The 13688-nt window shown below is 63.9% G+C and carries 10 protein-coding genes; 8 read left to right on the top strand and 2 right to left on the bottom strand.

Features of this window, described 5'->3' with window-relative positions; genetic code table 11:
* Positions 1-25: 25 nt before the first annotated feature.
* Complete coding sequence (locus P6U23_RS30145) at positions 26-1534, bottom strand: sensor histidine kinase (RefSeq protein WP_407176021.1); 1509 nt, start codon at positions 1532-1534, stop codon at positions 26-28.
* Positions 1535-1675: 141 nt separating this feature from the next.
* Positions 1676-2950, bottom strand: a complete 1275-nt coding sequence (locus tag P6U23_RS30140; RefSeq protein WP_407176020.1) for a serine hydrolase domain-containing protein — start codon at positions 2948-2950, stop codon at positions 1676-1678.
* A gap of 143 nt (positions 2951-3093) precedes the next feature.
* On the opposite strand from P6U23_RS30140, the gene P6U23_RS30135 reads away from it, so the two are divergent.
* The 8 genes from P6U23_RS30135 to P6U23_RS30100 all read left to right on the top strand — a co-directional run bounded on the left by P6U23_RS30135 (position 3094) and on the right by P6U23_RS30100 (position 13617).
* Positions 3094-4008: an intradiol ring-cleavage dioxygenase gene (locus P6U23_RS30135; protein WP_407176019.1), complete on the top strand. Its 915-nt coding sequence runs from the start codon at positions 3094-3096 to the stop codon at positions 4006-4008.
* 473 nt (positions 4009-4481) lie between these two features.
* Positions 4482-5864 carry an MFS transporter gene (locus P6U23_RS30130; protein WP_407176018.1) on the top strand — a complete coding sequence of 461 codons (1383 nt, stop codon included), beginning with the start codon at positions 4482-4484 and terminating at the stop codon, positions 5862-5864.
* 78 nt (positions 5865-5942) lie between these two features.
* Positions 5943-6368, top strand: a complete 426-nt coding sequence (locus P6U23_RS30125; protein WP_407176017.1) for a globin family protein — start codon at positions 5943-5945, stop codon at positions 6366-6368.
* Between the two features lie 42 nt (positions 6369-6410).
* Entirely contained in the window at positions 6411-7595 is a 1185-nt protein-coding gene (locus P6U23_RS30120; protein WP_407181635.1) for an NAD(P)/FAD-dependent oxidoreductase, read from the top strand.
* Positions 7596-7608: 13 nt separating this feature from the next.
* Positions 7609-10314, top strand: coding sequence for a molybdopterin-dependent oxidoreductase (locus tag P6U23_RS30115; protein ID WP_407176016.1), 2706 nt, complete (start codon positions 7609-7611; stop codon positions 10312-10314).
* Between the two features lie 191 nt (positions 10315-10505).
* Positions 10506-11405 carry an SMP-30/gluconolactonase/LRE family protein gene (locus P6U23_RS30110; protein ID WP_407181634.1) on the top strand — a complete coding sequence of 300 codons (900 nt, stop codon included), beginning with the start codon at positions 10506-10508 and terminating at the stop codon, positions 11403-11405.
* 203 nt (positions 11406-11608) lie between these two features.
* Positions 11609-12448: an aldo/keto reductase gene (locus P6U23_RS30105; RefSeq protein ID WP_407176015.1), complete on the top strand. Its 840-nt coding sequence runs from the start codon at positions 11609-11611 to the stop codon at positions 12446-12448.
* A 212-nt stretch (positions 12449-12660) separates the two neighbouring features.
* The gene (locus tag P6U23_RS30100) at positions 12661-13617 is read left to right on the top strand and encodes a DMT family transporter (protein ID WP_407181632.1); all 957 of its coding nucleotides are present in this window, start codon (positions 12661-12663) and stop codon (positions 13615-13617) included.
* Positions 13618-13688: the final 71 nt, after the last annotated feature.

Here is a 13688-nt window from a genome sequence, read left to right as displayed (position 1 = left end):
CGGACTCGAGCGAACCTCATTCGCTCTACTCCGTGTCCGCCAGCGCGCAGGTGATCGTACAGACCACGCCGCGCGGCAGAAAATCCACGGTGGCCTCGCCGCCGAGTTGGTCGCGGGCGCTGCGCTCGATCAGCCGTGAGCCGAAGCCGCGCTGCACCGGTGCGGTGACCGGAGGTCCGCCGCTCTCCCTCCAGATCAGCCTGAGCTGGGGATTGTTGTTCTCGCTCAAGATCTCCCACTCGACCGCAACCGTGCCGGTGTCATTGGACAGCGCGCCATATTTGGCGGCATTGGTCGCGATCTCGTGCACGATCATCGAAAGCACGACCGCGACCCGTGGCGGCAGGGGCACGCGCGGGCCAACCATCCTGATCCGGTCGGGACCGCTGATCAGATAGGGCTGCAGCACGCGCTCGAGCACGTCCTTGAGCTCCGAGCCCTGCCATTTCTCGCTCGAGAGCAGGTTATGCGCTTCGGCCAGAGCGCCGAGTCTGCCCTCGAATTTCTCGCGCTCGGTCTTGGTGGCGCCGCGGAAGGTCTGCACCGCGATCGCCTGCAGGATCGCCAGCGTGTTCTTGACGCGGTGGTTGAGTTCCTCGATCAGAAGGTTGTGCAGCATTTCACCGCGCGCGATTGTAGTGGCCATCCGCACCGCAAAGGCGAGGCCGACGAGAAGCAGCAGGAGGCCGGTGAGGCTCGTGATCGCAAGGTCACGCCAGAGCGGGGCGACCAGCGAGCCCTCGGAAACGCCGGCCGCGACCGTCCAACCCGTGAGCGGAGAGCGGGAGTAGGCGGTGATGAGCGGCACGCCCTCCAGCGAGGTGCTCGTCAGCGTGGCTTCGTTCGTCTGGAACATCTGGTCATAGAGTGACGACGTTGCGCGTTTTCCGAAAGTCGCCGCCGGGTTCGGGATCCGCGCGAAGACCTTGCCTTCGCGGTCGAGCATCGTGACGGTCCAGTCGGCGCTCGGGCGCTGCTTCTCGATGATGCCCTGGAATACCTCGAGCGGCGGGCTGAAGGAGATGTCGTAAACCACCGTGCCGTCGCGAAACACCGGCACCTCGACTGTCAACACCGTCCGCTTTTTCACCACGCCTTCGAACAGGTTTGAATATTGCGGTTGCCTGCTCGCAAACACCTGATCGACCATCTCGCGGTTGTTGCGCACCGGCAAGTTGAGCGTGTCGAGCTTGCGCGACGAAAACACGAGCTGGCCGTTGCGGTCCGCGACCAGGATGACGCCGTCCTTGGCGTATTGGTCGAGAAAGCCCGAGGCCATCGCCCCGAAATTGGCGAAATCGCCGCTTCGCAGCGCGTTGGTCAATGCCAGCACCTGCAATCCGCCCGTCATGCGACGCATCTCGGCGTCGAGCGTGATGCGGATGCTGCGCGCCGTCTCCAGCACGCGCTGGGTCGCCTCTCTGCGGTCCTTCTCGTAATCGTGATAGACGATGCCGACCGCAAACAGGATCAGCGGCAGCGTGGTGCCCGCGACCAGAAGGACAAGACGCACTGGCAGTGAGAGCTTTGACACAAGCGCCCCAGATTGGCCGCCCAACCACTGGTAGCATAGGAGAACCGCGCCGACTCGGCCAAACATTTTGCGCAACAGGCCGGCCCGGATTGCGCCGCGCGGTTCGTCGGCGCGACGCAACTGGGTTTGCGGAGTTCCACCCTAGAGATTGCTCTCGGTAATGGCCGCATAGACCATGGTGCGCAGCTCCCGTCTCAGCGGGTAGGCGCTCGAGGGCAACACCTGGGTCATGAAAATTGTAATCAACTCTTCAGCCGGATCGATCCAGAACGAGGTCGTCGCCGCGCCGCCCCAGGAATATTCGCCGCGGCTGCCCGGGATCAGCGTCTTGGCAGGGTCGAGCGTCACCGAAAAGCCGAGCCCAAACCCGATGCCGTTGTAGGTTGCTTCCGAAAACAGTGAGCGCGACATGCTCGGCAGATCGAGCCCATTCGGCAGATGATTTGATGTCATCAGCGCCAGCGTCTTCGGCCCGATCAGCCTCACTCCGCCGAGCTCACCGCCGTTCAGCAGGGCGCGGCAGAAAATCAGATAATCGGAAGCCGTGGAGCACAATCCGCCGCCGCCGGAGATCAGGGAAGGGGGCTGCAGGAAAGAGCTGGTGGCCGGATCGTCTTGCAGCGTCAGCCCGTTTCGGCGTTGGCCGGCGTGGAAGGTCATGCCGCCCTGGGGATCGGCCGAATAGCAGGCAGCAAGTCGATGCGCCTTCTCGGCCGGTACGTAGAAATCGGTGTCGTTCATGCCGAGCGGATCGAAAATCCGCTCCTTCAGGAATTGCTCGAAAGGCCGGTCGGCGATCTTTTCAATGAGATAGCCCACCACGTCGGTGGAGACGGAGTAATTCCAGGCCTCGCCCGGCGAGAACTCCAACGGAATGCTGGCCAGCGCCTCGATCATCGATTGCAGCGTTCCGGCCTTTTCGATCTCGCCGATTTTGCCGGCGCGATAGGCCGCGTCGATGTTGGAGCGCTGCTGAAATCCGTAAGTAAGCCCGGAGGTATGCCGCAAAAGGTCCACGATCAGCATCGGTCGCGATGGCGGGCGGGTCAGGAAAGCGGGCGGCGTGCCGGCCACGAACACGCCGAGATCCTTCCATTCCGGAATGTATTTGACGACCGGCTCGTCCAGCGCGACGCGGCCTTCCTCAAGCAGCATCATGAAGGCGACCGAGGTGATCGGCTTGGTCATGGAATAGATGCGGAAGATGGTGTCGTCCTTGACCGGCACCTTGCGCTCGATGTCGGCATAGCCCTGCACGGTCGAGTGCACCAACTTGCCCCGGCGATAGACCAGGAGCTGGGTTCCGGGAAAACGGCCGGCGTCGACATAGCGCTGCTTCAGATGCGCTTCGAGGCGGGCGAGGGCGGCGCCGGACATGCCGGCGGATTCGGGCGAGACGAGGGGCGGGGCTAGCATCGGACCTCTTGTCGCGGAAGCTGGATACATGGATTTGATAGCCGAAACCGGCTCTCACTCCAACCGGCTGCTTACGAAGCTGCACAACTGGTGTAGGTTGGGGCTACGACGTAACCTAAAAAGATCCCGGGTAGGAAATCAAAATGGCGCAATTCAACGAAACCGAACTGACCGCCGCCGTCGTGAAGAGCTTCGAGCAGACGCCGAACCCGCGCGCGAAATTCCTCCTGCAGGAATTGGTGAAGTCGCTGCATGACTATGTCCGCAGGACCGACCTGACCTTCGCGGAATGGGAATATGCCATCGATTTCCTGACCCGCACCGGACAGAAATGCTCCGACATCCGCCAGGAGTTCATCCTGTTGTCAGACGTGCTGGGCGTGTCCATGCTGGTCGATGCGGTCAATCACCGCGACCGCGACGGCGCAACCGAGACCACGGTGCTCGGCCCGTTCTATGTCGGCGAGCACAAGGTGACGCCGCACGGCACCGACATCTCGGCCAAGCTCGAGGGCGAGCGGATGTTCGTGCAAAGCCGGGTCACGGATCTCGCCGGCAGGCCGCTGGCGAACGTTCCCGTCGACGTCTGGCATGCCGACGGCGACGGCTTTTACGATTCGCAAAAACCCTCCTTCGCCACGGAAGGGGCCTCGTCGCGGGCGCGCTTCATCACCGACGCCGATGGCCGTTTTTTCTTCCGCACCATCCTGCCGTGCAGCTATCCGATCCCGACCGATGGTCCTGTCGGCGAGATGATCATGCAGACCCGCCGCCACCCAATGCGGCCTGCCCATGTCCATTTCCTGGTCAACGCGCCCGGATACGAGCCGCTGATCACCCACGTCTTCATCGGCGGCGACAAATATCTCGATTCCGACGTGGTGTTCGGCGTGAAGGATGAACTGGTGGCTCAGGTCGAGACCCGCAGCGACGCCGCGATGCCGGATGGCACGAAGGCGACCGGGCCGTGGCACCTGATGACTTACGACTTCCATCTCAAGCCGGGCGAGGGCCTCGCGCCCAAGCCGCTGGGTGCGAAGGTCGCTGAGCCGGCCTAACGGTTCGTCCGCCCTTTGCACTGAGGCGGACACCACACAGACACACACTCTCTCCGTTATCCTGAGGCGCTCGCGAAGCGAGCCTCGAAGAATAAACGGCCCGCTCATCCTTCGAGGCGCGCTGCGCTCGCGTCCTTGAGGGGTGACGGAGAGAGACCGGTCGGTGTTGGGTCGGAGTCGATGCCCATTTGTTGTGCGCCGCACAAGAAATGAGCGAATCGGCATTCAAGAAATAAGCGTGGCGCCAATTTTTGATGCGAAATTAGGCCTGCACAATGCTTGTGCATATCAAGTAATGCTCTGTATTTGTTGATGATTTCCGGTTGGTCTGGTTTGGCACGAAGCTTGAAATAGAGCTTCTGACGCCACCGACGCCGTCCTTCGCAAAACCTCATCCGAATTGTGACACCGCCACGACTGGGGCCTCCCCAGGGCGCGCGCTCGTGCATTGCCGCACGATGAAAGGAAGATTTATGAGCGATCAGAACCCGACCTGGATATCGGACTGGAATCCTGAAGACGAAACGTTCTGGAACTCAAAGGGCAAGCTCGTTGCCCGCCGCAATCTCATCTGGTCGATCGTTGCCGAGCATATCGGGTTCTCGGTCTGGCTGATCTGGAGCATCGTCGCGACCAAGCTGCCGCAGGCCGGCTTCCATTATTCCACCGACGAGCTGTTTCAATTGGTGGCGCTGCCGGGCCTCATCGGCTCCTTCATGCGCTTTCCCTATACGTTTGCGGTCACCACCTTCGGCGGCCGCAACTGGACCATCTTCAGTGCCTCCGTTCTCTTCATTCCGACGCTCGCGCTCGCCTATTTCGTCAGTCATCCGGAGACGCCGTTCTGGCTGATGCTGCTGGTCGCCTCCACCGCCGGACTCGGCGGCGGCAATTTCGCCTCCAGCATGACCAACATCTCCTTCTTCTATCCGGACAGGATGAAGGGCTGGGCGCTCGGCTTGAATGCCGCCGGCGGCAATATCGGCGTCTCCAGCGTGCAGCTTCTAACGCCCATCCTGATGGGGCTCGGCATCATCAATCTCTATCAGGCCACCCCGGTCGGCGGCGTGTACCTGCAGAATGCCGGCCTGATGTGGGTGCTGCCGATCGCGATCGCGGTGTTCGGCGCCACCTTCTTCATGAACAACCTGACCACCGCGAAGGCCTCGATCAAGAACCAGCTTGCGATCGTCAAGCGCAAGCATACCTGGATCATGTCCTTCATCTATATCGGGACGTTCGGCTCCTTCATCGGCTATTCCGCGGCGTTCCCGCTGCTGCTCAAGACGCAATTCCCGGCCGTCACCATCGGAATCGCATTTCTTGGACCGCTCGTGGGTTCGCTGGCGCGCCCCATCGGCGGTCTGCTCGCCGACAAGGTCGGCGGCGCGATCATCACCTTCTGGAATTTTATCGTCATGGCGGCGGCGACGATCGGCGTGTTGTACTTCGTCGGCAACAAGGATTTCGCCGGCTTCCTCGCGTCGTTCCTGATCCTGTTCGTCACCACCGGCGTCGGCAACGGCTCGACCTACCGCATGATCCCCTCGATCTTCCGCGAGCAGAACCTGCAGAAGGTGAAAGGACAGGGCGATGCGGCCCGTGCTGCCGCGCTCAAGGCGGCCAGCATCGAAAGCGGCGCCGCGCTCGGCTTCATTGGCGCGATCGGCGCCTGCGGCGGCTATCTGATCCCGAGCGGCTTCGGCAAGTCGATCGCGCTGACCGGCGGCCCGCAGCTCGCGCTCGTCATCTATCTCGGCTTCTACGCGGCATGCCTGGCGCTGACCTGGTGGTACTACCTGCGCCGCTCGCCCGCGGCCGCCGGCGCAACCAGCCTTGCCGAGGCGCGCGTGTAAGCCGCCGCGCGTCATCGTTCGATCGTTGCCCTCGCCCGGCTGGTCGGGCGAGGGAGACCAACCAAGCAGGAGAACAAGATGACACCGGAGCAGGTCACACTCGTGCAGCAGAGCTTTTCCAAGGTGGCGCCGATCGCCGACCAGGCCGCGGTGATGTTTTATGACCGCCTGTTCGAGGTCGCGCCGCAGGTGAGGGCGATGTTTCCGGGCGACATGAGCGAGCAGCGCAAGAAGCTGATGGCGACGTTGGCCGTGGTGGTGAACGGCCTGTCAAACCTGGAAGCGGTTCTCCCGGCGGCCGCCGCTCTGGCCCAGCGCCACGTCGCCTATGGGGCCAAGCCCGAGCATTATCCGGTGGTCGGCTCCGCGCTGCTGTGGACGCTGGAGAAGGGGCTCGGCGAGGCCTGGACGAGCGATGTCGCCGAGGCCTGGAGCGCTGCCTATGGCACGCTCTCCGCCTTCATGATCGAACAGGCCTATGGCCGGCGTGAAGCCGCGGAATAGGAGCCTCTCGTGAGCGAACCGCTGGTCATCGTCGGCAACGGAATGGCGGCCGCGCGCCTGGTCGACGAGCTCGTCAAATCCGCGCTTGGCCGTTATGCCATCGCCGTCATCGGCGAGGAGCCACGGCTTGCCTATAACCGCGTGCTGCTGTCGTCGGTGCTCGCCGGCGAGACCGCCTCCCACGACATCGAGCTCAAGCCTGCGTCCTGGTGGCGCGAGCGCGGTGTCACCCTGAAATACGGCTCGCGCGTCACCGAGATCGACATCGGGCGGCGCGAGCTCAAGATCGAGAATGACGAGAGCGTCGAGTTCTCCAAACTGGTGCTGGCGACCGGCTCGACCGCCATCCGCCTCAACGTGCCCGGCGCCGATCTGCCAGGGGTCAACACCTTCCGCGACAGCCGCGATGTCGATCTCCTGCTGACGCTCGCCGCGAACAAGAAGCGCGTGGTCGTGATCGGGGGCGGCTTGCTCGGGCTGGAGGCGGCCTATGGTCTCGCCAAGGCGGGCGCGCCGGTGACGCTGGTGCATCTGATGGACCGCCTGATGGAGCGCCAGCTCGATGCGCCGGCAGCTCAGCTCTTGAAATCGCTGGTCGAGCGCAAGGGCATCGACATCCTGCTCAACGCCAGCACCGCGCGCATTCTCGGAGAAGCCTGCGTCGAAGGCGTCGAACTGGCCGATGGCCGCCGGATCGAGGCGGATGCGGTGATCTTCGCCGCCGGCATCAGGCCGAACGTGACGCTCGCGAAAGAAGCAGGCATCTCGGTCAATCGCGGCATCGTGGTCGACGATTGCCTGCAGACCAGCGCGGAAGGTGTTTTCGCGCTTGGCGAATGCGCCGAGCATCGCGGCATCTGCTACGGCCTGGTCGAGCCGGCCTATGAGCAGGCGCGCATGCTGGCGCGGCATCTTGCCGGCCGCGAGGTCGCCTATGAGGGCAGCGTGGTTGCGACGAACCTGAAAGTATCAGGTGTCAGCGTGTTCTCCGCGGGCGATTTTCTGGGAGCGGAAGGCAGCGAAAGCATCGTGCTGAGCGACGCGAGGCGCGGCACCTACAAGAAGCTCGTCATCGCCGATGGCCGGCTGACCGGCGCGGTGCTGATCGGCGATGTCACCGATGCGCTCTGGTATCTCGAACTGATCCGCTCGCGCGAGCCGGTCGCGCGGATCCGCAAAGCCATGATGTTCGGCCGCGCGCTGGCGCTGGCCGCCAAAGCCGCATGAAGCCCCGACTGCGATGACATCGACCGATCCAACGTTATCCGCCACGCGCACCACCTGTCCCTATTGCGGCGTCGGCTGCGGCGTGCTGGCGACGCCCGACGGCAAGGGCGGCGCGACCATCGCGGGCGATGGCGAGCATCCCGCCAATTTCGGCCGGCTCTGCTCCAAGGGCTCAGCGCTCGGCGAGACGATCGGGCTGGAGAGCCGCTTGCTCCATCCGATGATCCGCTGCAAGGGCTCGCTCGAGCGCGTCGCCTGGCCCGATGCGCTCGATCATGTCGCCCATCGGCTCAAGCACATCATCGCCCGCGACGGCGCCGATGCCGTCGCCTTCTATCTCTCGGGTCAGCTCCTGACCGAGGACTATTACGTCGCCAACAAGCTGATGAAGGGATTCATCGGCTCGGCCAATGTCGACACCAATTCGCGCCTGTGCATGGCATCGTCCGTCGCCGGCCACCGCCGCGCCTTCGGCGCCGACACCGTGCCCGGCTGCTATGAAGACCTCGACCAGGCCGATCTTCTGGTGCTGGTCGGCTCCAACGCCGCCTGGTGCCACCCGATCCTCCATCAGCGCATGCTCGCGAACAAGCAGAAGCGCGGCGCGCGGATGGTGGTGATCGATCCGCGCCGCACCGACAGCGCAAGCGAGGCCGACCTGTTCTTAGGGGTGAGGCCCGGCACCGACACCGCGCTGTTCTGCGGGCTGTTCGTGCATCTCGCCGACAACGGCGCGCTCGACAAGAGCTACATCGAATCTCACACGGTGGGCTTTGACGAGGCCTTGGTGCGCGCGCGCGCCATCGCCGGCGGCGTTGCGGCGACCGCGCTCGCGACGGGCTTGCCGGAAGGTGATGTCGCGGCATTCTTCCAGATGTTCGCGAAGACCGAGCGCGTGGTCACGCTCTATTCGCAAGGGGTGAACCAATCGGCGCAGGGCACCGACAAGGTCAACGCCATCCTCAATTGCCATCTCGCGACGGGGCGGATCGGCAAGATCGGCGCCTCGCCGTTCTCGCTGACCGGCCAGCCCAATGCGATGGGCGGGCGCGAGGTCGGTGGTCTCGCCAATCAGCTCGCCGCCCACATGGGTTTTACGCCGCCGGACATCGATCGCGTGCGGCGGTTCTGGCAGGCGCCGCGCATCGCCACCCATGAGGGGCTGAAGGCGGTGCAGATGTTCGAGGCGATCGCGCGCGGCGAGATCAAGGCGCTGTGGGTGATGGGCACCAACCCGGCAGTCTCGCTGCCCGACGCCGATGTCGTGCGCGAGGCCCTGAAGAAGCTCGAGCTTTTCATCGTCTCGGAAAACGTTCGCGAGAATGACACCGTCACGGCCGGCGTGCAGGTCCTGCTGCCGGCGCTGGCCTGGGGCGAGAAATCGGGCACGGTCACCAATTCCGAGCGGCGCATCTCGCGCCAGCGCGCCTTCCTGCCCGCGCCCGGCGAGGCGAGGCCCGACTGGTGGATCATGTGCGAGGTCGCCAAGCGCCTCGGCTTCGCCGCGGCTTTCGACTTCAAATCGGCCGCCGAGATTTTCCGCGAGCATGCGGCGCTCTCCGCCTTCGAGAACGATGGCAGCCGCGATTTCGACATCGGCGGCCTGAAGGAGATCTCGGACGAAGCGTTCGATACGATGTCGCCCATGCACTGGCCGCTGCGCTGGGGCGAACTCGAGCCGCGGCGTCGGTTTTTCGCGGACGGCCGGTTTTATGCGACCGACCACAAGGCGCGATTCGTCGCGCCGGAAGTGCCGGCGCTGCGCACCGAAACCAGTGCCGGCCGGCCATTGCGGCTCAACACCGGGCGCATTCGCGACCAGTGGCACACCATGACCCGCAGCGGTCTGAGCCCGCGCTTGGGGTCGCACCTGGCGGAGCCGTTCGTTGAGATTCATCCTGATGACGCCAGCAGGTTCGGCATCATCGATGACAGTTTTGCACGTGTGACCACCGACTACGGTCAGTGCATCTTGAAAGTTGTCGTCAGCGAGCGGCAGCAGCGCGGCATGCTGTTTGCGCCGATCCATTGGAGCGCGGCGACGACCTCGGGGGCGCGGGTCGGCGCGCTGGTCGCGCCCTTCACCGATCCTTATTCGGGTCAGCCGGAATCGAAATCGACGCCGGTTTCGATTGCTCCCTACGAATATGTCTTCCGCGGCTTTGTGCTGTCGCGCAAGGAGATCACGCTGCCGGACAATGTCTGGTGGGCGCGCGCGGCGGTGACCGGCGGGTATGGCTATCTGTTCGCCGACAATGGCGATCTGACCCGCTGGCCGGCCTGGCTGCGCGACATCGCCGGCGATGATCTTGCCGACTACAGGGATTTTGGAGGCGGCGTTTACCGTGCGGCATGCTTTGCCGGCGAGCGGATCGATACCTGCCTGTTCGTCGGTCCTGCGCATGACGCCGGCGATTGGGATGTGGTCAAGACCATGTTCGCGCAAGCTGCGCTCAGTGACGCCGCGCGCGCCATGCTGCTCTCGGGGCATTCCAGCGAGGGGCTTGCCAGCACGGGCCCGATCGTCTGTGCCTGCTTCGGCGTCGGCCGCGCCACTATCTGCGATACGATCGCAGGCGGTGCAGCCACCGCGGCGGAGATCGGCACAAAGCTGAAAGCTGGCACCAATTGCGGCTCCTGCGTCCCCGAACTGAAGCGCCTGATTGCGCAGGCGGGGGCAGGTTCGGAAAAGGCCCGCCTCGCCAGCGCGGCTGGTTGATTTGTCCCGTCATTCCGGGGCAGTCGCGACGCGACTGAACCCGGAATCTCGCGCCGCACCTCTAGATTCCGGGTTCGGCTCCTCGAGGCGCCCTGGAATGACGGTGCATGGGCTGCGGAAGTTCGCTAATCGACGCGCTGAACGAACTGCTCTATGGTGCGCCTGCTCGAAATGCAGGTGACCCAACAAAAATGCTCTATCTGGAAACGCCGCCGCGGCTGATCGAGACGCGCGTGTTCTCGGCGATGCCGCAGGAATTTCGCCGCAAGGAAGCGACCGAATGGGCCGATGCCAATCGTCCCGGCCTTGCCACGGATTGCTTCATCGAGGGCCCGTCATTCGACGCGGCAGGCAACCTCTACATCGTCGACATTCCCTTCGGCCGTGTCTTCAGAATTTCGCCGGGCGGCGCATGGACGCTGGTGGCCGAATATGACGGCTGGCCGAACGGGCTGAAGATCGACGCGGGCGGCCGTATTCTCGTTGCCGACTACCGGCACGGGCTGATGCAGCTCGATGCGAAAGCCGGGCGCATGCTGCCGTTGTTGCGCTCGCGCAATTCGGAATCATTCCGCGGCTGCAACGATCTGCACATCGCTTCCAATGGCGACATCTATTTCACCGATCAGGGCCAGACCGGCTTGCACGATCCGAGCGGGCGCGTCTATCGCCTCGCAGCCAGCGGCCGGCTCGATTGCCTGCTCAACACCGGCATCAGCCCGAACGGGCTGGTGCTCGATCCGAGCGAAACGGTGCTGTTCGTGGCGATGACGCGCGACAACGCGGTGTGGCGGCTGCCCTTCATGAAGGACGGCAGCGTCTCCAAGGTCGGCCGCTTCTGCTCGATGTTCGGCACCAGTGGGCCCGACGGCATAACCATGGACAAAGCGGGCCGCCTGTTCGTGGCGCATGCCTCGCTCGGCCATGTCTTCGTGTTCGCGGCGAATGGCGAGATGGTTGCGCGCATCAAATCCTGCGCCGGCCATAGCTGCACCAATGTCGCGATCGGCGGGCCGAACCGCGACCGCCTCTACATCACCGAATCCGCGAGCGGTACGGTGCTGGTCGCGGACCTCAATGAACTGAATTGAGAGAGGCGCGTTAGCGCATGGCTCGTGCCGAAATTGGTCGACCGCGGGTTCGGTCCACCTCTCCCCGACGGGGGGAGGTCGGCGCGCAGCGCCGGGTGAGGGGCCGTATCTGCACGATGGACTTTAACCACTCACCCGGATCGCATCACGCGATGCGATCCGAGCTCTCCCAACGGGAGAGCTGAACGGAGCTCGACGTCACCATGAGATCCCATGTCTTCGGCAGCACTCGCTCCAGCGTGTCCGTCATCGGACAAGGCACCTGGTACATCGATAGCGGCGACCGCAAGGCGGCGGTGGCCGCGCTCCGCCGCGGCGTCGAGCTCGGCATGACCCATATCGACACCGCCGAAATGTATGGCGATGCGGAGCTGGTGATTGCGGAAGCCATCGCCGGCCAGCGGGACGGATTGTTTCTGGTCTCGAAAGTGCTGCCGAGCAACGCCTCGCGCAAGGGCACCATCACCGCCTGCGAGCGCTCACTCAAGCGTCTGAGAACAGATTATCTCGATTGCTATCTCCTGCACTGGCGCGGCTCTTACCCGCTTGCCGAGACGGTCGCAGCGTTCGAGGAACTCGTGCGCGCCGGAAAGATCCGAAGCTGGGGCGTCAGCAATTTCGATGAAGGCGATCTCGACGAGATGCTTGGTGTCGCGGGTGAAGGCAAGATCGCCTGCAACCAGGTGCTCTATCACTTGAAAGAACGTGCGATCGAGCATGCAGTGGTGCCCTGGTGCGAAAAGCATCAGGTGGCCGTCGTCGCCTATTCCCCATTCGGCCACGATGATTTTCCGACGCCAGGGAGCAAGGGCGGCGAGGTGCTGCGACAGATTGCACAGGCGCACGGCGCAACGCCGCGCCAGGTCGCGCTCGCGTTCCTCACCCGTAAACCTACGGTGTTTGCGATCCCGAAGGCCTCAAGCGCGGAGCATGCGGCGGACAATGCCGCCGCCGTCGATCTCGCCTTGAGCGAAAGCGAGATTGCGGCGCTGGATCGCGCCTTTCCGCTTGGGCCGAAACCGCGCAGCCTGCCGATGTTGTGATGGGCTCGGTCATTCCTCGCGCATGCGCAACACACGTTTCTTAACGAAACCTTTCAACGGCTGGCGCATATCGGCGTCCTGTTTTCAGGTGTTGTCGATGCGCGCCAATTGGCGTTTTGTCAGACCTTCTCGATTCGTTTGTTCCCTCGCCGAGTTTCGCCGTGACGCCGCCGCCCGCCGTTGCCGCAAGGCGCGACAGTGCATCCATTGCCTTGCCGGAAAAGACCTTGCCCAAACAGGGAACCGCCGCGCGGGCTCGCGCGCCGGCGCGTGCGGACCATCCCTTCAAGGGCATCGCGCTGATCCTGCTGTCGACGGTTTTTCTCGGCACCTCCGACGTCACGTCAAAATATCTGTCGGCCACTTTGCCCTCGGTCGAGATCACCTGGATCCGCTTTGTCGTCTTCGTGCTGATCATGGTACCGGCGATGCTGCCGGGCACGCCGCTTTATGCGCTCAAGACCGAGCGGCTTGATCTGCAATTGCTGCGAGGCGCAGCTCTGCTCGGCTCGTCGCTGCTCTTCATCTCGGGCCTGCGCTATCTGCCGATGGCGGTGGCCTCCGCCACCAGCTTCGTGTCGCCGCTCTTCGTCACGGCGCTGTCGATCATTTTCCTGTCCGAGCGTGTCGGCCTGCGCCGCTGGCTCGCGACCGCATTCGGCCTGATCGGCGTGCTAATCGTTCTGCGGCCGGGGACAAGCGCCTTCAACGTGGCGGCGTTCTTTCCGATCGTCTCGGCGCTGTGCTGGGCGCTGACGCTGGTCATGACGCGCATGATGAGCGGCCGCGAGCATGCCATCACCACCATGACCTATTCGGCGCTTTCGGGGCTCGCCATCCTCACCGCGCTGGTCCCGTTCGTCTGGGTTACGCCAAGCTGGCACGACATTCTGTTCGGCATCATCATTGGCCTCGCCTCGACAGCCGGCCAATGGATCGTCGTGCTGGCCTTTCGCTATGCCAATGCGTCAGTGCTGGCGCCGTTTTCCTACACCCAACTCGTGTGGGTCAGCTTTCTCGGTTTTCTTGTCTTCGGGGAGGTGCCCGATATCTGGACCGTGATCGGCGCGGCCTGCATTGTCGCCAGCGGCCTCTACACCGCCCATCGCGAGCGCGTGCGGCGCTCGCAAGTCCTGCTGACCGCGGCCGAGCCGGCGCCAAACGCGTAAACCATCACGATGGTCCCACGTGGGTTTCACGGAGCCTGTCATCGGGCGCGCGTTCGCGCGACACGTTGGTT

Origin of the sequence: Bradyrhizobium sp. STM 3562 (assembly GCF_045571435.1) — a bacterium.
In the GTDB taxonomy this organism is placed as follows: Bacteria; Pseudomonadota; Alphaproteobacteria; order Rhizobiales; family Xanthobacteraceae; genus Bradyrhizobium.
Note: the sequence above shows the minus strand (reverse complement) of the source record. Positions and strands in the feature narration are given on the sequence as shown.

Coding starts and splice junctions, on each gene's coding strand:
- P6U23_RS30105 (WP_407176015.1), top strand. CDS start 11,609: ATGAGATCCCATGTCTTCGGCAGCACTCGCTCCAGCGTGTCCGTCATC.
- P6U23_RS30130 (WP_407176018.1), top strand. CDS start 4,482: ATGAGCGATCAGAACCCGACCTGGATATCGGACTGGAATCCTGAAGAC.
- P6U23_RS30135 (WP_407176019.1), top strand. CDS start 3,094: ATGGCGCAATTCAACGAAACCGAACTGACCGCCGCCGTCGTGAAGAGC.
- P6U23_RS30120 (WP_407181635.1), top strand. CDS start 6,411: ATGGCGGCCGCGCGCCTGGTCGACGAGCTCGTCAAATCCGCGCTTGGC.
- P6U23_RS30110 (WP_407181634.1), top strand. CDS start 10,506: ATGCTCTATCTGGAAACGCCGCCGCGGCTGATCGAGACGCGCGTGTTC.
- P6U23_RS30125 (WP_407176017.1), top strand. CDS start 5,943: ATGACACCGGAGCAGGTCACACTCGTGCAGCAGAGCTTTTCCAAGGTG.
- P6U23_RS30140 (WP_407176020.1), bottom strand. CDS start 2,950: ATGCTAGCCCCGCCCCTCGTCTCGCCCGAATCCGCCGGCATGTCCGGC.
- P6U23_RS30115 (WP_407176016.1), top strand. CDS start 7,609: ATGACATCGACCGATCCAACGTTATCCGCCACGCGCACCACCTGTCCC.